Annotated in this window: 21 protein-coding genes; 6 read left to right on the forward strand and 15 right to left on the reverse strand. The window is 34.1% G+C overall.

The genetic code is table 11. The annotated features are described in order from the left end of the window. Positions 1-77: 77 nt before the first annotated feature. The 3 genes from G4D61_RS01875 to G4D61_RS01885 all read right to left on the reverse strand — a co-directional run bounded on the left by G4D61_RS01875 (position 78) and on the right by G4D61_RS01885 (position 5,818). Entirely contained in the window at positions 78-290 is a 213-nt protein-coding gene (locus G4D61_RS01875) for a hypothetical protein (RefSeq protein WP_025731539.1), read from the reverse strand. A gap of 110 nt (positions 291-400) precedes the next feature. Then, positions 401-2,437, reverse strand: coding sequence for a sensor domain-containing protein (locus G4D61_RS01880; protein ID WP_155918580.1), 2,037 nt, complete (start codon positions 2,435-2,437; stop codon positions 401-403). Positions 2,438-2,719: 282 nt separating this feature from the next. Then, complete coding sequence (locus G4D61_RS01885; protein WP_163173097.1) at positions 2,720-5,818, reverse strand: MMPL family transporter; 3,099 nt, start codon at positions 5,816-5,818, stop codon at positions 2,720-2,722. A 183-nt stretch (positions 5,819-6,001) separates the two neighbouring features. Here G4D61_RS01885 and G4D61_RS01890 point away from each other — a divergent pair, with 183 nt between their 5' ends. Further along, complete coding sequence (locus G4D61_RS01890) at positions 6,002-6,478, forward strand: YkyB family protein (protein ID WP_025731536.1); 477 nt, start codon at positions 6,002-6,004, stop codon at positions 6,476-6,478. Positions 6,479-6,580: 102 nt separating this feature from the next. On the opposite strand, the gene G4D61_RS01895 is transcribed toward G4D61_RS01890, so the two are convergent. Together G4D61_RS01895 and G4D61_RS01900 are read right to left on the reverse strand one after the other, a co-directional pair. After that, positions 6,581-7,489, reverse strand: a complete 909-nt coding sequence (locus G4D61_RS01895) for a chemotaxis protein (RefSeq protein WP_205603189.1) — start codon at positions 7,487-7,489, stop codon at positions 6,581-6,583. Positions 7,490-7,920: 431 nt separating this feature from the next. Beyond that, positions 7,921-8,397: an RDD family protein gene (locus G4D61_RS01900; RefSeq protein ID WP_025731534.1), complete on the reverse strand. Its 477-nt coding sequence runs from the start codon at positions 8,395-8,397 to the stop codon at positions 7,921-7,923. Positions 8,398-8,611: 214 nt separating this feature from the next. Here G4D61_RS01900 and G4D61_RS01905 point away from each other — a divergent pair, with 214 nt between their 5' ends. Beyond that, positions 8,612-9,760, forward strand: a complete 1,149-nt coding sequence (locus G4D61_RS01905; protein ID WP_025731533.1) for an aminotransferase A — start codon at positions 8,612-8,614, stop codon at positions 9,758-9,760. 312 nt (positions 9,761-10,072) lie between these two features. Here the strand turns inward: G4D61_RS01905 and G4D61_RS01910 are convergent, their stop codons facing one another. From G4D61_RS01910 to ykzS, 5 genes are all read right to left on the reverse strand, one after another. Beyond that, on the reverse strand, positions 10,073-10,951 hold the full coding sequence (locus tag G4D61_RS01910; RefSeq protein ID WP_035355189.1) for an NAD(P)-dependent oxidoreductase: 879 nt from the start codon (positions 10,949-10,951) through the stop codon (positions 10,073-10,075). A 35-nt stretch (positions 10,952-10,986) separates the two neighbouring features. Beyond that, positions 10,987-11,772 carry an SDR family oxidoreductase gene (locus G4D61_RS01915; protein ID WP_163173098.1) on the reverse strand — a complete coding sequence of 262 codons (786 nt, stop codon included), beginning with the start codon at positions 11,770-11,772 and terminating at the stop codon, positions 10,987-10,989. 238 nt (positions 11,773-12,010) lie between these two features. After that, positions 12,011-13,729 (reverse strand): phosphoenolpyruvate--protein phosphotransferase, encoded by a 1,719-nt coding sequence (gene ptsP, locus G4D61_RS01920; RefSeq protein ID WP_025731053.1) that lies wholly within the window; start codon positions 13,727-13,729, stop codon positions 12,011-12,013. Beyond that, positions 13,729-13,995, reverse strand: coding sequence for a phosphocarrier protein HPr (locus G4D61_RS01925; protein WP_025731054.1), 267 nt, complete (start codon positions 13,993-13,995; stop codon positions 13,729-13,731). Before G4D61_RS01925 ends, ptsP begins: the two co-directional genes overlap by 1 nt. 226 nt (positions 13,996-14,221) lie before the next feature. Beyond that, a complete protein-coding gene (ykzS, locus tag G4D61_RS01930; protein WP_025731055.1) occupies positions 14,222-14,416 on the reverse strand; it encodes a protein YkzS in 195 nt (64 codons plus the stop codon). 209 nt (positions 14,417-14,625) lie between these two features. Here ykzS and G4D61_RS01935 point away from each other — a divergent pair, with 209 nt between their 5' ends. Together G4D61_RS01935 and G4D61_RS01940 are read left to right on the forward strand one after the other, a co-directional pair. After that, entirely contained in the window at positions 14,626-14,817 is a 192-nt protein-coding gene (locus G4D61_RS01935; protein ID WP_025731056.1) for a YkvS family protein, read from the forward strand. 268 nt (positions 14,818-15,085) lie between these two features. Beyond that, complete coding sequence (locus G4D61_RS01940; RefSeq protein ID WP_025731057.1) at positions 15,086-15,706, forward strand: CPBP family intramembrane glutamic endopeptidase; 621 nt, start codon at positions 15,086-15,088, stop codon at positions 15,704-15,706. Positions 15,707-15,732: 26 nt separating this feature from the next. On the opposite strand, the gene G4D61_RS01945 is transcribed toward G4D61_RS01940, so the two are convergent. Continuing rightward, positions 15,733-16,767, reverse strand: a complete 1,035-nt coding sequence (locus G4D61_RS01945; RefSeq protein ID WP_025731058.1) for a YkvI family membrane protein — start codon at positions 16,765-16,767, stop codon at positions 15,733-15,735. A gap of 383 nt (positions 16,768-17,150) precedes the next feature. Between G4D61_RS01945 and G4D61_RS01950 the strand changes: the two genes are divergently transcribed. Then, positions 17,151-19,307, forward strand: coding sequence for an ATP-dependent Clp protease ATP-binding subunit (locus tag G4D61_RS01950; protein WP_025731059.1), 2,157 nt, complete (start codon positions 17,151-17,153; stop codon positions 19,305-19,307). Between the two features lie 125 nt (positions 19,308-19,432). Here the strand turns inward: G4D61_RS01950 and G4D61_RS01955 are convergent, their stop codons facing one another. From G4D61_RS01955 to G4D61_RS01970, 4 genes are all read right to left on the reverse strand, one after another. Next, a complete protein-coding gene (locus tag G4D61_RS01955; protein ID WP_025731060.1) occupies positions 19,433-20,800 on the reverse strand; it encodes an APC family permease in 1,368 nt (455 codons plus the stop codon). Positions 20,801-21,088: 288 nt separating this feature from the next. Next, positions 21,089-22,783 (reverse strand): M3 family oligoendopeptidase, encoded by a 1,695-nt coding sequence (locus G4D61_RS01960; protein ID WP_163173100.1) that lies wholly within the window; start codon positions 22,781-22,783, stop codon positions 21,089-21,091. 122 nt (positions 22,784-22,905) lie between these two features. Continuing rightward, positions 22,906-23,340: a MarR family winged helix-turn-helix transcriptional regulator gene (locus G4D61_RS01965; protein WP_025731062.1), complete on the reverse strand. Its 435-nt coding sequence runs from the start codon at positions 23,338-23,340 to the stop codon at positions 22,906-22,908. A gap of 200 nt (positions 23,341-23,540) precedes the next feature. Continuing rightward, a complete protein-coding gene (locus G4D61_RS01970) occupies positions 23,541-23,825 on the reverse strand; it encodes an aspartyl-phosphate phosphatase Spo0E family protein (RefSeq protein WP_025731063.1) in 285 nt (94 codons plus the stop codon). A gap of 348 nt (positions 23,826-24,173) precedes the next feature. Here G4D61_RS01970 and G4D61_RS01975 point away from each other — a divergent pair, with 348 nt between their 5' ends. After that, entirely contained in the window at positions 24,174-24,575 is a 402-nt protein-coding gene (locus G4D61_RS01975; RefSeq protein ID WP_025731064.1) for a YkvA family protein, read from the forward strand. The last annotated feature ends 11 nt before the right edge of the window (positions 24,576-24,586 follow it).

Raw genomic sequence — 24,586 nt, forward strand, 5'->3', positions numbered from 1 at the left:
GACAGAACTAAATTTTATTCAATCGATTTCGCTCCAAGCAGAACCGATTGAATAAAATATATGAAACCTACTAGCTATTAATCTAATTTATTATTTGTAATGGTCTTGTTTAACTTAGCTAATGAACGCAGCATAGTATCTTTAAAATTATAGCCTTTTGCAATTGCGACATGTTCATTGTACTCAGTAATGATTTTCCCTTTTGAGCTAGGTTCTTTAAAACCATAAATAAACATTTTCATACAGCCTGTGTCAGTTGGAATGATCATCATTTCCATTTTTTTATCCATTTAGCACGCTCCTTCTGTCCCCATACAGCCAAGCATACAAAGAAGAGGAATTTTTTTATGTTCATATGTTCACTCTAACACGAAACCATTAAAAAGGAAATAAACGTGCATTAATAAAAATATCGATGTTCAATCTCTTCAGCCGATACTGGACGGCTAAAATAATAGCCCTGGGCCTTTTGACAATTAAGAGATTGAAGTAACTTTACTTGTTCTTGCTCTTCTACCCCTTCAGCTATAACCTCTAAATCTAAATGATGAGCCAAATGGATAATCGTCTTTGTAATTGCCACGTCCTTCTGGCTAATATTAAGCTCCCTAATAAAAGATTGATCAATTTTCAAAATATCAATAGGGAATTTTTTTATATAGTTCAATGATGAATAACCTGTTCCAAAATCATCTACAGAAATCTTTATTCCTAAATCCTTTAATTCCTGTAAAATATTTAAAACATTCCCTATATCCATCATCATTGTTTCTGTAATCTCTATTTCGATAGCCGAAGCAGGCAAATCATATTTTCGCAATGTCTGATGAATTAATTTAGGCAAGTATGGTGCTTTGAACTGTTTTGGAGAAATATTGATCGCCACCCGAAAATCAACAGCTCCCCTTTCCTGCCATTCCTTTACTTTCTTACAAACAGTGTCGATCACCCATTCTCCAATTGGGATAATTAAGCCTGTCTCTTCTGCAAATGGAATAAACTTTAACGGCGAAACATTACCAAATTTTGGGTTATTCCACCTTAATAATGCTTCAAAGCTTTCAATTTCCCCTGATTTGAGGTCAACTTGTGGTTGATAATGGATCATTAATTCATTCTTTTCAATCGCTCGTCTTAAATGTTTCCCCATTAAAATATACTGTTGAAATTCGACGTCCATACGGCTACTATAAAAGCGATAATGTCCTTTACCACTATCCTTTACTTGTGACAACGCGGTATCAGCATGTTTAATCAATGTTTCTTCATCTTCGCCATCATTTGGATAAATACTGATTCCAATTGAAGAAGCAATGATATAATCTTCTTCCTCAATTTGAAAGGGCTCATTAAATATTGCAGATATTAAAACGGCCCCTTTTTCAATATCATCTTGATTTCCATTTAATATAATGATAAAACGATCACTGTTTACATGATATACTTGAAAGTCATCAAGATTTAATCTTTGCAGTCGCTGCGCCGTTCTCTTTAAGATTTCATCTCCAGCTTGCTTACCTAAAATATCATTAAAATACTTAAAACGATCTAAATCAATATAATAAATAGCAAATTGACGGTTTGCTTTCTTTGCTTCTAAAATAAGCATCTTCATATGTTCTAGAAGTGCATGTTGATTCCATAATCCTGTCAATTCATCATGTAATGCGAATCGGTTCTCAACCGCCGATTTATTAATATTTTGGATAGTGATAAAAAACCTCTTTATATTTATATCTACCGCAACAAGCATAATATGAATAGAAACAAATATTTTTTCACCAATTCGATTATAAACATAACAAGAAAACGTTTGGTCTTGATGGCTCACAAGCGACTTATTTAATAATAATTGAAAATCCTGTGCTGTATGCTTCTCCATTAGATTAAAAATAGAACGGCTTTTCAGCTCATTCTCCTTATATAACAGCAAATCATTTACTGATTCATTCATACTTAAAATGTTACCCGATACATCAATAGACATGACAGCACCGATATGGCGTTGTACAAGTGCCTCATAAGCTTTATTGCTCTCTAATAATACCTTCTTCCCCATTTCTAATTCTGTTACATCTTTTGTCATTACAATAATCCATTGACACGGACGATCTTCTTCTTTGTTGCAAATTAATGTCGATTCATAAAGGGACACTTTATTATTTATATAGGTTTCTGTAATAAAAGTAACAGGTTCAGAACTTTCAATCACTTTACAGCAATAGCTTTCCAACTGTCCATTTTGAATCACTTCACTTAATATTTGATATACTTGTTGTTCGGCTCGATCATCACATGCAATTGCAAATGTTGGACCATGCTCCACCTTTATTATCGATACGAAATCAGCCAATTGATATAAAGTATCTAGATTGAATAATGTTTTAATTAAATCACGAAGATTGTCAAACTCTCTCGTTGCTGCTACCTTGTCCATAAAACCATCCTTTTTATCTCCATAATCAGGAAATTCAATCTCCCAAAAGTGGGCAAACTGTAATAACACAACAATATAACTCTATTTTACAAGGAAATAAATAAAAAGAATAGAAAAAAATTCTAAAACAAAAAAGAGGCTAGGAAAAAAGTATGAACTAAAGAACCCCCGAATATCGCGCTCCAACTCCGCTCCGGAAATATCCTTCGCTTCCGGAGCAGAGTTGTGCAATGTTCGTCTTTAGCTAACCACTTTTGAGTCTTGTCCCAACCTCTTTAAACATTATTTATTAGCGATGAACGGCCACCAATTTACTTTTCCTAAAGTCTTCGCAATCACAGGAATTAAAAGCGGCAAAACAAGAAAAGTATAGAATAATAAACCAGTGAGCGTTAAAGTAGCAATTTGCATAAGCGTTAATACGCCTGATGGAAGCATTGCAGCAAATGTTCCAGATAAAATGATTACAGCTGAAATAATGACAGTCCCCATATTTTTCATCGCATATAATATTGCATCTGCAACAGACAATGCTTGATACTCATTAAACCTCTCCATTAAGAAAATAGAATAGTCTATTCCGAGAGCAATTAAAATGACAAAACCAAAGAAAGGAACTGCCCAGCTAAGTCCAGAATAGCCGCCTAAATGGATAAAGATTAGTTCAGTAACAGCCATAGATGCATAATATGTTATCAATAATGACACCAATATATAAATTGGCATGATGATTGACCGCAAGAAAATAATTAAAGCTACAGCTGCCCCTGCCAACATTAAAATGACAGTATGTGTATAATCATTTTTTGATAAACTTCTAAGATCATGATTTATACTTGTTACGCCATCAATCCCGACATGGGCATTTTCTAATTTTGTATTCTTTGTTGAATCTTTAATAGATTGATGAATGTGATTAATCATGTCTATCGCTTCATTTGAATACGGATTTTCGGTTAAAATAATATTTATTCTAACCATTTTCCCATCAGGAGATATATAATTTCCAAGTGCTTTTTGATAGTTTACATTATTTAATAATTGGTCCGGGATATAAATCCCTTGTGTTCCTTCTTGATCGGCAGATAAATCCGCTAAAAAACTCTGTGCACTATCCAGTCCGGATTCTATATGACCAAGGCCATCTACACTTGAATTTAATCCATTCGATAGTTGATCAAGTTGACCATTGTAATGACTTAATCCTGATCGTAATTGCGCCTGCCCGTCTGATATACTCTTTAATCCATGATTAATGGCTGGTATTTTATTAATAACTTGATTTTGGGCATTCGCCGCTTTATCAATTCCTTGTTCTAGTTGATTCAAGCCATTGATAACAGGCGTAAAACCATTTACGAATTGACTTAGACCATTTGACATCGTTTGTAATTGCGTATTGATCGCTTCTAGCTTTGATGTCGTATGATCCAGTTGCATAATTAAGCTAGGAACTTCACTGTTTATCATCCCAAGTTCCTCAAGGCTTTGTTGTAGCTGCTGAAATTGCGGGTCCTTTTTGATTTCGGGATGACCTTTTAAAAAACGATTATAGTTGGACTGCAGCTGATCAAGTTCAGAAGGAATATCACTAGGCAATTGATTGGATTCTTTTATATATTGCTTAATGCTTTTTTGAGCATCCTGATATTTTAATAATAACTGTCCAAATCCAGCCTGCAGTTGTTCAGCCTGTACCTGTGCCTTTTGAACATTCGACTTTAATTGATGGGCCCCTTGTGAACCATCTCTCATACCTGTTTCAATATTGCTTAATGCCGCTTGTAGATTTGTCATACCTGATTGGATTTTACTCGTTCCTGATTGTAAATCATCTATTCCATCAGTAGCAGCCTTAATTTTAGCTTTAGAATTGGCAACTGAATCGGAAGCAGTATTCAATCCTGACTTTATTTGACGCAAACCATCATTGCTTTCTTTAATACCATTACTAATTGTTTTCGCTTGTTTATGAATATATATGTCTTGTATAACCTTCCCTGCTGGACGTGTAGGACTTTGAACCTCTTGAACATTTTTCAAACTTGCTAGATTTGCACTGATTTTCTCAATCAAAGCTAAATAGTCTTTTGACTTCATTGATTCGTCGTTTTCTATAACAACTTCGACTGGCATCATTTTATCAGCACCAAAGCTAGTCGAAATCATGTTAAATGCTTTGACAGAATCGTACCCCTTGCCAATTTCATTTAAAGAGTTGAAAGAAATTTTCCCATTGTAACTGATTAGTAAAGGCATGACGATGATGATGACGATTCCTAAAGCAATGAAAGGCCGTGCGATAGCAATCTTTCCTAGCCAAGTCCATATTTTACTTTCATTGTGGGTAATTTCACCTTTCGTTGGCCAAAATAGGTTTTTTTTCAAAACTGCCATAAAAAAAGGGATAACTGAAAACAGCGCCATTAACAAGATGGCAACACCGATGGCAACAGCCGCTGCCGATTGATATAATTTAAATGTTGCTAAACCAATAGAGGCGAATCCAATCATAACAGCAATGCCGCTTATTAAGACGGTTTTTCCTGCAGATTTGTATGTATTTATAATCGCAGGGAGTGTCTCCCTTCCTTTTGATAGCTCCTCTTTAAAACGACTTAGCAGTAAAATACAATAGTCCGTTCCGATTCCAAAAAGAATTGCAACTAAAAATATTTGCGTAAAATTCGAAATTGGAAAATTAAAACGATCAACTAAAACGGCTAAAATAAATTGGCTCATCATATAGGCAAGTGCCACGGTTATTAAAGGAATAAACGGTGCAATGATTGAACGGTAAACTAAAATTAATACGATTAAAATAAAAACAACTGTAATGAGCTCCGTTCTTTTTAAACCCTTTTGTGAACTGTCTGCAACATCTTGATTAATCAAACTGCTACTCGTCATTAAAGCTTGAATACCAGGCGTTTGAATTGCCTTTTGTAATTGTTTCCTCACACTTCTTAAAGAAGAGTGACTCAAATTTACAGTAAGTCGTGTCATTACTGTTTTTTGATCTTTGGACACTAGTGCTTTTTTTAGTGATGGATGATCAAACTGACTTATTACTTTCGTGATGTGTAAAGATTCTTTATTATCATTTAAGCGGTGAATCGTATGTTCTATACGATCCATGTCTGCTTGATTAAATTTATGTGATTGGTGAAAGACAACCATAATATTTGCAGTCTCTTTTTGATCTGGATTATGCCGATCTTTTATTTGCGACGCTATAGCGGAAGGATATCCATTTGGTACGGAAATTTGTCCTTTTTCACGTACTAATAAATTTAAAGATGGCGCCTTCCATGCCAATATGCCCCCACACAACACCCATAAAATTAAGACTAACCAACGGAGCTGTACAATATATTTCATCCAACTCCTACCCCCTTTTGTTTAACTTTCTCTCTATTTTTTATAATGAAATTATAGCATATTCATCTATGTAATATTGTTAAATAATTAAAACAATAGATCGGTTCTTTCCATTTCCAAGGAAAAGTTGTATAATTAATTAACAAAAAAGTAAAATTATTTAATTTAGAAAGGAGTTCTACATTGAATTCACATAAATGTACTCCATTGAACCCTACAATTCAAAACCTCTCTCATGCGATTTTCACCGTGAATCGCCATGCTAAAACTGCTACGAATCCGAAATATTTATACTGCCTTAAAAAAACAGCGCTTCAAAAGATGATTCAAGAAGGAAAAGCTGTTAAAATCGGACTGCATTTTTCTGAACACCCAAAATACAGTCAGCAGCAATCGGATGTCTTAATTCGTTGTGGCGATTATACATTTCATATACCACCATCAAAGGAAGACTTTAAAAATCTCCCTCATCTTGGCAAACTCGATCATTCATCAAGAAATCCAAAATGTCACATGTCTTTGCACCAAGCGAAACTTTTACTACAAGCCTATACAGGAATGATGGAAAATCAACCAAAATCACCTCAAAAATCAACGCAGCAATACCATAAAAAGAATTGCAAACCTGTCTTTAAAAGGCTGGGGGATTCATTTTTTTAAGCAATTCAACATTTTTCATAACGGTTATTAATTTTAAAGCCTCATATTATAAATAATGATGATCATAATATGGGGCTTTAAATACTGTTGATACTACTAATATCATAAAATAAGTGCATCAATATATTTAATTAATTCATTAATTTCCGGTTTACTTACTTGAGCGTCAGCCCCTACAATCTCTCCTTTATGCCTTAAAGTATCAGTGATCAGCGATGAAAAAATGATGACGGGCAAATCATTCATATCATTTGTCTCTTTAATTTTTTTCGTCAAGTGATGACCATCCATTTGCGGCATTTCAATATCTGTAATAACGAGCTGCACTTCTTCCGTTATCCGTTTGCCTTCTTTCAGAAGTGAATCAAGGTAAGCAAAAGCTTCTCTTCCGTTTTCAAAAAATTTCACTTGCTCATAACCAGCTTCATTTAATGTTTCTTCTAGAAGTCCTCTAAGTAAAGCAGAATCCTCAGCCAAAACAATTCGCTTATTACTTCTTTCTCTTTTCCCTAGTTTCTTTACTTCTGCTACTTTTATATTAATATTTGGATTTATTTCCGTTATAATTTTTTCAAAATCTAGCATTAAGATCATATCCTGATCTTGTTTAATCACACCGACAATTTCATTTGATTGACTCGAATACAAATCAGAAGGCTTTTCAATTCTCTCCCAAGATATTCGATGTATTTTGGAGACGTTGTCTACATGAAAAACGATTTTTTGCTGATTAAATTCTGTTACGATAAATTTCTCATTTGCACAATACGTCTGTTCTTGAGATTTTAACACCTTCCGCATGTTTACAACCGGCAGCACTTCACCGCGTAGCTGGATAATTCCTTCTACAAATGGATGTGCATTCGGAATGATCGTCACGTGTGCAGGCATAATAATTTCCTTCACTTTGATAACATTAATTCCATATTTATTTTGATTTACTTCAAATTCAATGATTTCTAGTTCATTCGTACCACTTTCTAAAAGAATTCCTTTATTACTTTCCACCAAAATTCCCCCTTTTTCTACTTTTTTCTCCTTTTGAATGATTATATCATGAACGTTCTTATATTCGCTGTATTTTTTGCAAAATCACGTTTTCTTTATTTTTATCGTTTTGGGTCTTTTATACTGGTACAACGAAAAACAAACTCTTCAAGTTTTCAAGGAAATATTTAAATTCTATTATTTATATTTTTCTATTGGAGTGAAGATAGAACCTAATGCGAAGAGATTGATGATAAAACCCTTTTGCATGAAGTTTTACATTTAATATGGAAGATTTTTTACTATGTAGATTGGAGCGGAAATGTAAGGAAGTTTACTACGGGATATAATCAGTGCAAGGTGGAACTTTCATGTTTTCGAATGGCATATTGATTAAAAGAGACTATTCTAAATTCCTTTTGTTAACAAACTGAAAGCCTCCTTATTTGGGAGGCTTAATTTCGCTCGTCCATTATTACTGATGTGCCAGCGATCATATCGTGTAGTGTTTGTTTTCTTTCTGTAAATGCAGCAATAATATATCCAATATAAAATATACCAGATAAAATCATCGCAAAGCTTCTACCTAAAGCACGCCAAAATGTTAGCGGATTTCCTTTAGTATCAATCACTTTGAGCCCTAAAACTCTTTTTCCTATCGTTGCCTGCCATTTCGATGATTCTAGCCACGCAAAATACAAAATAGGTAAAATTAAATCTACGAAGAAAATAACAAGATATCCAATTCCGATAGAGAAAAATTGATTAATTGTAACTTTATTCGTAGAAAAATCAATTTGTACTGCTACAATGCAGAACACCGCAAGTGTAATAATTAAGAGTGGAATACTGAGTATTACCATATCTATTAAATAAGCTACAAATCTCCTCCAAAAACCTGCATACCTTATATCTTGTTGTTGTTCATCCATACTTCCATCTCCATTCAAGCATACACTCACTACTATAAATGATTAAAATGAGAAAATCATGTAAAATTAATAAAAAAAGCATGATATTGAAAAATTATTTTTTCCACTAATGCCAACTCATTTTATAGTACAATTAGAACAACGAATAAAATATTTTAATCATACTTTTCTTCAATGCTATGATACAGTTAAACGAAATAAGGAGGCAATTTCTTTGGATCATTTACTAAATCCAAAAGTATTAGATATTGAAATTTCCGGAATTCGCAAATTTTCTAATATGGTGAACCATATTGAAGATATGGTCTCTTTTACAATCGGCCAACCAGATTTTCCTACACCTGAGCACGTTAAACTGGCTGGAATACATGCAATTGAACAAAATGTAACAAGTTACACACACAATGCTGGAGATATAAAACTAAGAAATGCTGCTGCACAATTTGTGCAAACAAAATATAATCTGAATTACAATCCCGAAACGGAGGTCATTGTAACAATAGGTGCCAGTGAAGCGATCGACATTACGCTTAGGACGATCTTAGTACCTGGATCAGAGGTAATTTTACCCGGCCCTGTGTATCCTGGTTATGAGCCACTGATCCGTTTGTGCGATGCAATACCAGTTCATGTCGATACGAGAGACTCTAACTTTAAATTAACAGCTGAAAAAATTAAGACAGCTCTTACAGATAGAACGAGATGTGTCATTTTACCTTATCCTTCAAATCCAACTGGTGTTACCTTAACGGCAGATGAATTAAAAGAAATAGCAGATTTACTAAAGGACAAAGAAGTGTTTGTATTAGCAGATGAAATATATAGTGAACTATCTTATGATAGTCCGCATGTATCTATTGCGAACTTTTTACATAACCGTACCATCGTCATAAATGGCCTTTCTAAGTCGCATTCTATGACAGGATGGCGAATCGGCTTGTTGTTTGCTCCAGAATGGCTTAGTAAACATATTTTAAAAGTCCATCAATACAATGTCACATGTGCTACTTCTATTTCGCAACAAGCAGCAATTGAAGCATTAACAAATGGAATAGATGATGCTAAAGTGATGAAAAAAGAATACATGAAAAGAAGAGACTTTGTATGTTCACGACTGGATCAATTAGGTTTAACATATGTAAAACCTAACGGCGGATTCTACTTTTTTGTTAAAATACCCGACTATATTGCTCTATCATCATTTGATTTTGCTGTCGATTTAGCCAATAAAAATAAAGTCGCAGTCGTTCCTGGAAGTTCTTTCTCAGCTTATGGTGAAGGATTTTTCCGAATTTCATATGCATGCAGTATGGAGACACTTCAAGAAGGATTTAACCGCATCGAAAGTTATTTAAAAAGATAGATCCTTGGTTAAATAGTGAAACTGTTCCTAAAGATTGTTGATTGGAGTAAAAGGTGCAAGACTCCTTCGGGAAAAACGGGATAGATGAGACACTAAAGGAGTGAAGCAAGCATACTGGAGCATAAATCAACTAACCCTTTTGTTGAAAAGTTACAAGGTTAACGAAAACAGCTATTTAAAAGAATATAGATCATAAATAATCCGCTTAAGAGGAACCGTTCAGCCCCCTTTTAAGCGGATTGTTTATTGTATCATTGAAATTAACATATATTTACTGTGAATTCGATGTTTAAAAACAAGGCAATCAATTCATTAAAAAATATCCCAATATTTCACTAAAGCTTGCGTACCGCTATTTTCCTCACCATTTTCAGCTAATTGTTCATATAGCTTTTTACTTAGAGCAAGCCCAGGAAGCTCTAAGTTCATTTTCTCTGCTTCATCTAATGCAATTTTCATATCTTTAATAAAATGTTTAATAAAAAATCCAGGTGAATAATCGCCAGCAAGTACCCGAGGAATTAAATTGGATAATGACCAGCTGCCCGCAGCCCCTGCACTAATTGATTTCAATACTTTTTCCGGATCTAATTCTGCTTTTTTGGCATACACAATTGCTTCACTTACCCCCATCATATTTGAAGCGATCGCAATTTGATTGCACATTTTTGTATGCTGTCCAGAACCAGCCGCCCCTTGATGTACGATATTTTCCCCTAGCACCTTCAAAACTGGCAATACCTTTTCAAATGTTTCAACATCTCCGCCAACCATTATCGTTAAATTTCCTTTTTGTGCACCGATATCGCCACCTGAAACTGGCGCATCAATTGCTTCGATATTTTTTTCTTTCGCAGCTTGATATATTTTCCTTGCAAGTGTAGGAGTTGATGTTGTCATATCAATCAATACTGTCTGTTCATTAGCATGTTTCAGTAATCCATTTTCGCCAAAATAAACTTCTTCCACATCATACGGATAACCAACCATTGTAATAATAACCGCTGATTGTTCTGCAACCTCTTTTGGCGAAGGGCACCATGTAGCCCCCTGCTCTAATAAAAGATTTGCCTTATCCTTGGAACGATTATAAACATTAAGTGAATATCCAGATTTCAATAAATTGAATGCCATATTTCTACCCATGACACCTAATCCGATAAATCCAATACTTGTTAATTGTTTATCCATATTTTCTCCCCCACACTCATTTATTTATCGTTTTATTAAATCGATTTTACTTTTCCGCCGTCAATCAAAAAGCTGCTTCCGGTGACATATGAATTTGCATTTGATGCAAGAAAAGCAACAAATTTAGCAAATTCTTCAGGTTGACCATATCGTTTAAGCGGAATAGACTGTAATTGTTCTTGCTCAACTTCTTCTAAGCTCTTTCCTGTCTTTTCTGCTGTTACACGATCAAGATGTGTAATTCGATCCGTTGCAATTCTACCTGGACCAACTGTATTAATTAAAATAGAGTAAGGTGCTAGTTCTTCAGCTAGCGATTTAGAGAGTCCGACAATACCCGTTCTAAAAGTATTTGACAAAATTAATCCTGGAATTGGCTCTTTAATAGAAGATGAAGCAATATTGATAATTCTTCCGCCATTTTTCTTCAGCAAAGGAAGTGACTCTCTAATGATTCTTATGTATGAAAGCAAATTAAGTTCAAATGATTGCTGCCATTTTTCATCGTCCATATCTTCAAAATTTCCTGCTGGAGGCCCACCTGCATTATTTACCAATATATCAAGTCTTCCATAAGTATCTTTTACCTTTTGGACCATTGCTTTTATCTCTTCAACATTTGTAATATCCGTTTTAATATATTCAACATCACCTTTGCCTAATGCAAGCAACTCCTGTTTTACTTGTTGGAGCTGTTGTTCATTTCTGCTTGCAATAACAACATTAGCACCTTCTTCAACTAGTTCTTTTGCAATTGCTTTTCCGAGCCCTTGACTAGAAGCTACAACGAGAGCTGCTTTTCCTTTAATTCCCAATTTCATTTCATATACCTCCTTAATATTCTTCAATGCTAATTCAAGTATAAACGAAGTATTCAGTAAAATTCATCTATTATGACTAAAAAAGCCGAATGAAATATTCATTCGGCTTAAAAAAGAGAATAATGAGAAGAAACGATGCACACCCAACAGATTATACTACGTATATCAGGACGCAATGTTCTTATTGGGATAATATACTATACCCATTTACAATCTCACTAATCCACTTTTTTACTTTTTAATGATTTGTAAATTTTTTCACAAGTTCTAACACTTCATCATTTGTTGTTAGATTTAATGCTTGCTCAGCTAATTTTTCCATGTCGGCTTTGTTCAACGTACGTATTTGTGATCTAGCTTTTAAGATAGAAGAAGCACTCATTGAAAATTCATCTAATCCTAAACCAAGAAGAAGAGGAATTGCAATTTCATCTCCAGCCATCTCACCGCACATGCCTGCCCATTTACCTTCTTGATGAGCAGCATCAATAACGCGTTTCACAAGTCGTAAAATAGATGGATTGTATGGTTGATATAAGTATGAAATACGCTCATTCATACGGTCAGCAGCCATTGTATACTGGATCAAATCGTTTGTTCCAACACTGAAGAAATCAACTTCTTTTGCAAATAGATCTGCTAAAACTGCAGTTGAAGGAATTTCTACCATGATACCAACTTCAATTTCATCAGAAACTTTTACACCCTCTTGAATGAGTTTATCTTTTTCTTCAAGAAGAATAGATTTTGCTTCGCGGAATTCATTTAAGTTGGAGATCATTGGGAACATGATTTTTAAGTTACCGTATGCACTTGCACGAAGTAGCGCACGTAATTGTGTCCGGAAAATATCCTGTCTATCTAAGCATAGACGAATAGCACGGAAACCAAGAAATGGATTCATCTCTTCAGGAAGTGGTAAATAAGGTAATTTTTTATCGCCACCGATATCAAGTGTACGGACAACGACAGGTTTACCATTTAAGCCTTCTAAAACCGCTTTATACGATTCAAACTGTTCCTCTTCAGTTGGAAGTTCATCTCTTCCCATATATAAGAACTCAGTACGATATAAACCGACACCTTCACCGCCATTATCAACAACACCTTGTAAATCATTTGGTGTTCCGATATTAGCAACTAATTCAACATGATGTCCATCCTTAGAAACGGTTTTTTCATGAAGTAATTTAGCCCATTCAGCTTTTTGTTGTTCAAATTTTTCTTGCTCTTTCTTGTACTGTTCCACTACTTCTGGTGTTGGATTAATATGGACATCACCCGTTAATCCGTTAACGATTACAAGATCACCATTTTGGATATCTTGAATTGCCGTTTTTGTACCAACAACAGCTGGAATTTCTAAAGAGCGAGCCATGATTGCTGAATGTGATGTACGTCCCCCAACGTTAGTCGCAAATCCTTTAACAAATTCACGATTTAGTTGAGCTGTATCTGAAGGTGTTAAATCTTCAGCGATGACAACCACTTCTTCAGCGATCATACTAGGATTTGGAATATCAACTTGAAGCAGGTGCGCTAAAATTCGTTTCGTAACATCGCGAATATCAGCTGCACGTTCTCTCATATATTCATTATCCATTTGTTCAAACATCGTAACGAACATATCTGCAGTTTCTTTTAAAGCGAATTCTGCATTAACTTGATCGTTTTTGATTTTATCTTCGATTTGAGATAATAATTCTGGGTCACTTAAAACAAGTAAATGTGCATCGAAAATCGCAGCTTTATCCGCACCTAATTCTTTAAGAGCATGTTCGCGAATCGCTTCCAATTCTGTTTTTGATTCAGCTACCGCGCTATGTAGGCGATTAACTTCTTCGTCAACATTTTGAACATTTTTCTTTTCATAAGATAAATCAGGTTCCACTAAACGGTAAGCTTTTGCTATTGCAATACCGTTAGATGCCGCAATACCTTTTAGAATTGTTGACATTATTCAGCTAAACCTTCTTTTTTCAATAGTTCTGCTAGGCTGTTCAATGCGTCTTCAGCATCGTTACCTTCAGCGAAAATTGTAATATCTGCACCTTTACCAATTCCAAGAGACATAACACCCATAATTGATTTTAAGTTAACTTTTTTATCCTTGTACTGTAATTGAACGTCAGAGTCGAATTTGCTAGCAGCTTGTACAAGCAAAGTAGCCGGACGTGCGTGAATTCCTGTATCTGCAGTTACTGTAAAAGATTTTTGAGCCATAATTTTCTTACTCCTTTTCAATAAAATATTTTTCTCATATAAAAATAAAGCACGTTGCAAATTTCGTCAATATTTATGTGAAATGTTACATAAAAAAGACAAAACTGCATTAAATTTGATGGGGATTTAAAAGAAAATCCACGGTATAGGATACCATGACTTAAAAAATAATACAAATTTCGAGAAATATCAACATAATTCTTTCAATTCGATCAAAATAATGATATTAGCTTCTCGGAATCTGTAAATATTGATAAATCACATTTCCCCCATGTTGGGCAATCCCTTTAAAATGTTTAAAATCTTCTTGGGAAACAAGCACTTCACGAAAAGTTAAAAAATCTTCCTTTTTAATTAAAAATTCCTGAATTTCACCTTTTCGAAGTTTTTCAATCAAATCTTTCATTTCTTCCTCTGTCATATGCTTCACCCCATTAATATTTTATCATAGGAACTCTCATATTAATCATAACAATGATGATTTGCTTGTTGGAATTGTAAAAGCATAAAATGCTTTTTTAAAACAAATTAATAGTTTATTCAAATTTCCGTAACTATTAGTCTTGAACTTTTCTGATAAATAGTGCAAACTATTTACAATACGTTCAAAAAGTGATAGGAGGCGTTATTTTGAAGAAAGCTCAAATTGGTGATATTATTGAATTCAAAGAGGGCTTGCAAGGCGTTGTGGAAAAAGTGAATGAGAATTCTGTTATTGTTAATTTAACACATATGGAAAATTTCAATGAACTAGAATTAGATGAAAAAACGGTTATTAATCATAAAAATTACAAAATTATTCAATCATCCACAAAGGCTTAAATACCATAATGACGATCTACCTAACTAAAAGCTCACGTACGCAAAAAAAAAAGAAATTGGGAGTGCTCTCAATTTCTTTTTTGCGTGTCAACTCGATTCGACTATTTATATTAAATGATGGAATTTTCTTTCCATTCATTTTATCTACTAGATTTGATAAAATAACAAAGTATGAAAAAATGAATATGTTTTATTTCATGAATGTATTCATTTTTTGAATGAGTTACTATTATATTTTCTGTGATTGAAAGAGAGGAGAAACTACAGCATGACGAAACTTTCCGTCGATACGAAGCTAATCAGTAGTATTATACTAGCTCATATTCTTCTATTTATAACATTTCACGATCATCATGCGGTTTTTTGGTACTTATATTCCGGGGCTATGCTCTTTCTAATTAGTTTTTCTATATTTCAAGGGAAAGCAGAAAGCAACGCGAAAAAGTCTTTTTTTCAATTCCTACTATATGGCATTCTTTCCGGTATCGTTTTATATTTGATTTTTTGGATCGGACATTTTTTATTAACATTATTGCCAACGGATCTTGATCAACAAGTTTCACATGCTTATAAACGCTTTTCACCGGAATTGCTTTGGAATTATATTGTCCTCATCATTATTCTCATCCCAGGTGAAGAAATTTTTTGGCGAGGCTTTGTACAAAAACGTTTAATGAATCTAATGAACGATAAGTTTGCCATCTTAATTTCTGCACTTTTAAATGCATCTGTATTTCTTTATGCAGATTTACCAATTATGATGATTGCCGCGTTTGTCGGTTCTCTATTTTGGGGAATTCTTTATGCTAAAAAAAGAGATCTATCGATGCTTATTTTGTCACATTTAATATTCGATCTTTTACTTCTTGTCATTTTTCCAATCCATTAAGACTGCAACTAAGCAGTCTTTTTTTATTATATTTTCCTTGTTTTAATCCCAAGGATAACGATAAACAGTAGACTGAAATAACCAAATATCGGATAAAGTATCGATAGCAGTGTTCCATAGTGCAATTGACTAATAAGAAATGTTATAACTAAAATGATGATATAAATCGGAATACTATTAATCGATAAATATCCTCTTAGTTGCTTTTCTAAACCATAGACATTGCCAATAATTGAAGTGAAAATTTCGCTATAAATCATTAATATGTAAATCATATAGATTTCAGGAAAACTATTTTTCACAATAACTGCCATCGGCAATTCATATGATGTAAAATGTGGTAACGTAACCAATGAAAAATGACTAGATATAAGGATCCACGTTAAAAATAAACCGCCGAATATTCCCCCAAGCCTTATCGTTTTTTTATCATTTACTTCAGTTGCAATTGGGACTAGAACAGCTTGCGCCAATGCTAAATTAAATGCTGCATATGAAAGAGCTTGAGTAATGGCATTACCAAAATGCGCCGTGTTTGGCCTCCATCGTAAATGCGTCAAAAAATTAGGCTCTTGTACAGAATGTGACATTAATAAGGCATTAAATAAGATCATCATCGGTACGACAAAAGTATTGACACTAAACAATCCTTTTGAACCAATTAACATTACAATAAAAGTGAGCAAAACAGTAATGAGCATACCAATCATTCTACTTACATGAAGATGTTCATCAAAAACTGCACCTGCGCCAGATAACATCACGCCACAAACACAAATAAGCATCACCATTGTTAATAAATTAATCGCTTTAGATAATGTTTTCCCAAATAAAAATTCGTTAAACTCTTCGTACGATTGTGCTTTTATATCAATCGCCTTCTCCATCATCTTCGTTCCTAGAATAATAAAAAGCACACCTGAAATAAAGATAGAAAGAAAACCATAAAACCCAAAGCGAGTAAAAAATTCCACTATCTCTTTTCCTGTTGCAAAACCTGCACCGATTATTGTTCCAATATAAACAGCAGCAATTTGAAGTGCACTTAAACCTCTTTTCATAAAACTTCCCCTTCCTACAATTAACTCTCTATCCCCAGTAAACATCATGATTAATCAATAAAATTCCATTTATTATCATCCTATGTACAAGCAATGAAGATTAGCCCGGCCCTTCTGTTATTTAGAAAAAAATAAATTAGTCAAAAAAGGTCAAAAAAAACTCTTTACAACGAAAAATAAAATGGCTATAATGTAATCAAAGGTCAAAATAAGTCAAACAAAGTCGTTATTTGCTTTATATTGTTTGATTGCAAAAATCAAACTTGGTCAAATTCAAGCAAACCATTTGCATTTATTCTTATTTTGATCTACATTATTCAACAAAAGGTCAAAGTTAATCAAAGTCAAACAATCAAACGATCTTTAATAAGGAGGAATGTTTGATGTTGTGTGAAAAATGTCATCAAAATGAAGCGAATATTGGATTTCATATAAATATTAATGGGAATGAACAAACTTTAAATTTATGCTCTAATTGCTACCAAGAAGAACGTGCTAAATTTGAAAATCAATTTGGAGGTGGATCATTCATGAATGGTTTTGGTAATGTTGGCGGCTTGAATGATTTATTCAACCAAATGAATGCAAATGGATTTACAAATATGGGTGGTATCAAACAACAAACAATACAAACCCAAGGTCAAAGAGGCGGCGGATTTTTAGATCAATTTGGTCGTAATTTGACTACAATGGCCCAATCTGGACAAATCGATCCTGTAATTGGTCGCGATGAAGAGATCAGTCGTGTAATTGAAATTTTAAATCGCCGCAATAAAAATAACCCTGTGTTGATTGGGGAACCAGGTGTAGGTAAAACGGCCATTGCTGAAGGGCTTGCCCTTAAAATTGCTGAAAATAAAGTTCCAGCCAAATTAAGAAATAAACAAGTATATTTATTAGATGTAGCATCCCTTGTTGCAAACACAGGAATTCGCGGTCAATTTGAAGAACGCATGAAAAAACTAATCAATGAATTGCAGCAAAGAAAAGATGTACTGTTATTTATTGACGAAATTCACTTGCTTGTTGGTGCTGGTTCTGCAGAAGGATCAATGGATGCGGGGAATATTTTAAAACCTGCTCTCGCTCGTGGTGAAATTCAAGTGATTGGTGCAACAACATTAAAAGAATATCGTCAAATTGAAAAAGACGCTGCCCTTGAAAGACGTTTTCAACCTGTTCAAGTTAGTGAACCAAACCTAGATGAAGCATACATGATTTTAAAAGGGTTAAAAGACCGTTATGAAAAGTATCATCAAGTAACTTATACAGAAGACGCTTTAAAAGCTTGTGTGAACCTTTCACATCGTTATATTCAAGATCGCTATCTGCCAGACAAAGCCATTGATTTAATGGATGAAGCTGGCTCAAAATTAAATTTAACGATTACAATTCCAAGTAAAGAAGATATCGAAAAACGTTTAAATGAAATTAAGCAAGAGAAACAAGCTGCTTTAGCAAAAGAAGATTATGAAACAGCAGCTAAGCTTCGAAATGAAGAAACAAAGCTAAAAGAATGGCAAACATCAAAGCAAGATTCGGCAAAACCAATCGTTGATGTAGCGCAAATACAAGAAATTATTGAGAAAAAGACAGGCATACCTGTTGGTAAATTAGAAGTAGATGAACAACAAAAACTGCAACATTTAAAAGAAAACTTATCTGCTAAAGTAATTGGCCAACAAGAAGCTGTTAACAAAGTGGCAAAAGCAATCAGACGCTCACGTGCAGGGTTAAAGGCTAAAACTCGCCCAATCGGTTCTTTCCTATTTGTAGGTCCTACTGGAGTCGGTAAAACAGAATTGTCAAAAACGCTAGCAGAAGAATTATTCGGTACGAAAGATGCAATGATTCGCCTTGATATGAGTGAATTTATGGAAAAACATAGTGTGGCCAAATTAATCGGTGCGCCTCCAGGATATGTTGGCCATGAAGAGGCAGGTCAATTGACAGAAAAGGTACGCCGCAATCCTTACAGCATCATCTTGCTGGACGAAATTGAAAAGGCACACCCAGACGTACTCAATATGTTCTTACAAATCCTTGATGATGGCCGCCTAACAGATAGCCAAGGTCGAACTGTAAGCTTCAAAGACACTGTTATTATTATGACAAGTAACGCTGGTGTTGGACAAAAACGCGCTCAGTTAGGATTCGGAAAAAGTGAAGCGATCAAAGAATCAAACATCCTTAATTCATTAGGAGATTTCTTTAAACCAGAATTTTTAAACCGTTTCGACAGTATTATTGAATTCAATGCATTAGAAAAACATGACTTAATTAAAATTGTCGATATATTGCTTACAGATTTAAACGAAACACTTGATGAACAATCTATTCAATTAGAAGTAACGGAAGCCGTAAAAGAAAAAATCGCTGAACTTGGCTACGATCCTGCATTTGGTGCTAGACCATTACGCCGTGTCATCCAAGAACAATTAGAAGATCAAATCGCTGACTTTATATTAGATCACCCAGAACATAAACAATTAGTTGCCGAGATACAAAATGAACAAATCATGATAAACGCTGCAAAATAATGGATATAAATAAATTAAAAAGGCCAAAAGAACGTCTCGTTCTTTTGGCCTTTTTATTGTGCTTTATTAGCTTGTCATTCATCCGCATAATAGCTAATACCCTATTCTATTCGTTAAAACAGTGATTATTGTTCAGTAGTCTTTTCTTGGATAGCACTGACTACTGGAAGACTGGCTGTATGATTTCGTTTTATCATAAATTTATAAACCGGCAGACCAATTATTGTACAGATAATCGATAAAATTGTATCTTTTGGACTATCTATTAATGTACTTCCTACAATATATATAACCCCTAAAATGGCAATAATCGGTGTTACTGGATAAAGTGGTACTTTATAAAGATTCCTTCCATTGTCTGGATCTCTTTTTCTTAATATAAATAAAGCAAAAAAAGCGAGTCCATAGAAAGTAAAAACAGAAAAAATTGCAATATTTGATAACCTATCTGGATCCCAACATAACATTAATATTAATGAAATGATCACGACAAGAACAGTCGCCCCTACTGGTGTTTTAGATTTCGGATGAACCCACGAAATGAAACGGGAAGCTGGTACTAGCTTACTTTCAGCCATTGCATATGGTATACGTGGAAAGGTTAATAATTTGCCGTTTAAGCAACCAAAAATGGAGATTAGAATCCCAATTGTGATCAATTTTGAACCAACTGGACCAAACAAAATCTGTGATGCATAGCTGGCTGAATTTGCTCCAAGATGAACAATTTGTTTGCCTGATAACACATGGAATAAAGCGGCGTTTACCGCTATATAAGCAAACATGACAAATAAAATTCCTGATATAATCGCTTTAGGTAATGTTTTTGAAGGATTTTTCATTTCCCCCGCCATAAAGCCGACATTAATCCAGCCGTCATACGCCCAAAGCGTTGCAAGTACAGCTGCACCCATACTAATATGATCAGCTGCAACACCACTCTCTTGCATTAATATATTCCCATTTCCCTTCCAAAGACCAAAAATCGCAATCAGAAAAATAGGAACCATCTTTCCTATCGTAGAGCCAATCTGTATAAATCCGCCATATTTTGTTCCTAATAAGTTTAAAATCGTCAAAAATAAAACGACCATAATCCCAATCCAAATTTTATTATGCTGTTCTATACCAAACAAGTCAGCAAATATTGAGCCAAAATATAGGCCTAGTGCCCCAATAACGGCTGGAGCATAAATAAGAGATTGAATCCAGCCACATAAAAAACCCCATAGTTTTCCGTAAACAGTTTCAAGATAAGCATATAAACCACCTGTTTTTGGGATTTTTACACTTATTTCTGAGATTGTTAAGCCGCTCGCTAATGTAATAATGCCCCCTATGATCCATGCCAACATTGCCATTTTTGAATTTCCTGCTGAAGATAAAATAATTCCAGGCTTCATAAATATTCCTGATCCAATAACAGTACCGATAACAATTGACGTTGCCACTGAAAAGCCAATATTTTTCCTTAACTCCGAATGTTGTTCCATGTCTACCACCTGCAAACAATTGTATTTTTATTGTAAACATTATATCATAGAATACTTTACTAATATAATTTTCAGAATTATTTTTCTTTGTAATTGGATGTAAAATCCCCTTATTATTAGGAGACTATTTGTATAGAACGATGATTCGTTAGTTTAGTTTTCCAATATATTCGAGGCAGTTCATTTTTATAGAAGACCGGCAGCACTTCAAAAATTACGTAAAAAATACGGGGTGCCCCGTAAAGAATAAATCTTAATGGTGCACCCCGACTGTTATGATCATCTTTGTTATAGGTTTTTGTCATCAACTTCGTTAAGATAGTTTTGAATTGTATCAATGACAGATTTGACACAGCCATCTTCAAAAGGTGAAATTAAATTTGCTTCTTTCACTAACTGAGTGAAAGACTTCGTTCCCCCTTGTTTACATAAATGGAGATAATCTTTCCAAGCAGCATCGTGATCTTCTTGTGACTTTTTCCAAAATTGAAAGGCACATATTTGTGCCAGTGTGTAGTCAATATAATAAAATGGATTTTCAAAAATATGACCTTGTCTTTGCCAAAAACCGCCACGCTCTAAATAAGCAAACCCATCATAATCTCGGTGTGGTAAATATTTTTTCTCTAATTCTTTCCATATTTGTTTTCTCTCTTCTGGAGTAGCTTCTGGATTTTCATAAACAGCATGCTGAAATTCGTCAACAGCAACTCCATAAGGTAAAAACTGTAATGCCGCACTTAAATGGGCAAACTTATATTTATCCGTATCTTCTTTAAAAAATAAGTTCATCCATGGATACGTAAAAAACTCCATACTCATTGAGTGTATTTCGCAAGCTTCAGTAGTTGGCCATATGAGCTCAGGAGTTTCGATATGGCGACTCGAATATACTTGAAAAGCATGGCCAGCTTCATGCGTCAATACATCAATATCACCGCTTGTGCCATTAAAGTTTGAGAAAATAAATGGTGATTGATAATCAGCAATAAAAGTGCAATATCCCCCGCTCGCTTTACCTCTTTTTGCCAATAAATCGAGCAAATGATGTTCTGTCATAAATTGAAAAAATTCATTTGTTTCAGGGGATAGTTGTGCGTACATTTTCTTACCATTTTCCAAAATCCACTCCGCATCCCCCTTTGGAGTCGCATTACCTGTTAAAAACTGTAAGCTTTCATCGTAAAATTTGAGTGAATCAACACCAATTCTTTTCTCCTGGCGTTTATATAAAGCTGTTGCAAGTGGAACGATATATGTTTGAATCTGGTTTCGATAATTTTTCACCATATCAGCATTATAATCTGTTCTATTCATACGATCATAACCGAGTTCGACAAAGTTTTTATATCCTAACGTTTTAGCGATTTCCGTTCGTACTTGAACTAGATCATCATAAATTCGATCAAATTCTTCTTCATGTTCTGCAAAAAAGGTGAAACGTGCTTCAGTTGCTTTTTTTCTTATTTCCCGATCTGTTGACTCAGCAAATGGCTGCAATTGGGCAAGTGTCCGTTCTTCACCTTCAAATAAGATTTTGGCAGAGGCTACTAACTTTGTATATTGGGATACAAGTTTATTTTCTTTCTGCAACAAAGGAACAATATTAGGAGAAAATGTCTTTAGCTGAACTTCAGCAAGGGCAAATAATTGTTTTCCCCACTTTTCTTCCAATTGCGAACGGAAGTTGGATTGCACAATTGCTTTATTAAAATCAGCATTTAAGCCTTCCATCACTGGCAAGACTTCATCCATAAAATCATTTTCAGCTTTATAGAATTCATCTTCCGTATCAATTGTATGCCGGATATAACAAAGATTGTACATCGTATCAAACATGCTTGATACTTTATTTAATTCAGCGATCGCCTGATGTTGATCCTCCACATTTTCTGCATGATGAAAGTGATTAAGCCAATGATGAAATTCCCTTGTAATTTGCTCCATATTCGGTCTCACATACTTATACTCTTCAAATTTCATTCTTTCACCTCTTTTTGACATTTATATCATGATCTCTTTTTTTAAAAAAATTAATGTTTTTTTCTCCTGTTCAAGGTTAAAAACTCCTGCTAACCTTTTGAAAAATTCTTGATTTCAAAATATTAATGGATGTTTTTTCCAATCCGTTTTAAAAATTGAATCGCTAGTGCTTTTTCATCTTCATTTAACGCAGACATAATACGATCAATTCGTTCTTCATGCTCTGGGAAAAACGACTCGATAAATTCTTTGCCTTTTTCTGTTATATGTGCATATGTAATGCGGCGATCATTCGGACATGAGATTCGCTCTAAGTATTCTTTCTTTTCCAACTTGTCGACAACATATGTAATACTCCCGCTCGCAAGCAATATTTTCCCGCCTATTTGTTGTAAAGGTTGATCCCCCTTATGATATAACAATTCTAAAACGGCAAATTCTGTTGGATTAACACCCTGCTTTTGAATAAATTGATTCGTATATTCATTAATAGCTCTCGAGGCTTTTGACAACACGACAAATAGTTTTAGCGACTGTTTCGTTTCATTCTCCATCATAACCGATCCTTTAACTTTTTTATATTATATGTAACCGCAAATAACAATGCAATTTTATACATAGTATGTGCGCATTAAAAAATGATAACTGAAAATAAAAAGATTCCTACCTTATCTCTATGTTTGTGGTATGGAATCTTATCCGTGAGAAATTGCTGTTTTTGGAAAAGAAGATCTTTTTCTCTTAATTCCAAAATCTATTAAACAACTTGTAAGGCTTTTTTCTGTTTCTTTATATTTAATGAAGATCTTTTTACCCTTTCATACAATATAAAGGACATTTCTCTAATAACAATTAAGTCTGTTGGGTCTTCACGACGCTGACATTGATCATAGTATAAATTTAAGAGCCTGTCCAATTCTTGACTACAATCAACCGTTTTTTCATGTGTGAAACCTAGCTCTAGACCCATTTGCATCATTTCTTCTCTTTTTTTCTGTATTTTTCTTAAATAATACTCTTCCGTTGCTTCATTCGTGCTCACTTTCCACTTCTCCTTCAATTTTTTTCTTTCTAGCTTATTGTATCTATTTTTATTAATAAGCAAAAGATGACAGGTTTTTTCTTAAAACAATGCAGATTCCTATAATGTTATAAAACTCACAATGGGAAATGTCGTTTCATTAAATATTTTACGATTTCTCCCAGTAACTACTCAAGAATTATCGCAGGTCTTTGTATGAATGTAAATAGATTCGCAATATTAGACAAAATTATATAATAAATTTCTTGCTTTCGACAATCAAATTGTGCTGTAAAAGTTTGATTTTTTTCTTTTTATGGAGAAATAATATAAGAAAATCATGACAGGTATTTAAAAGGAGAGAAAATGATGCTAAAAAAAATTCTTTTTAAAAGGATTGCCTATCGCCTATTTTCTTCAAAAGCAAAAACATATGCAGAAAATAAGATGAAAACAAAAAGGCTCTTATCAGAATCTGAGAAAAAAGCTTCTTCACATAAAACTTCATTAAAACATATTTGGAGTAATATTCGTATTCTATTTCAATTACTAAAGGCTTGGACTACTGGTGAGTATCGTGATGTTCCCTATCGTACAATTATTATGATTTTGGTCGGTTTACTTTATTTTATTTCACCGATTGATTTAATTCCAGATTTTCTGACAGGCCCAGGACTGCTTGATGACACAGCTGTACTCGCTTTTCTTCTCTCGCAAATAACACCTGATCTAAATAAATTTGTTCAATGGAAAGAAAATCAACAAAAATAAGGAGTGAGTAA

It is taken from the genome of Heyndrickxia ginsengihumi, from assembly GCF_011008565.1.
Classification (GTDB): Bacteria; Bacillota; Bacilli; order Bacillales; family Bacillaceae_C; genus Weizmannia; species Weizmannia ginsengihumi.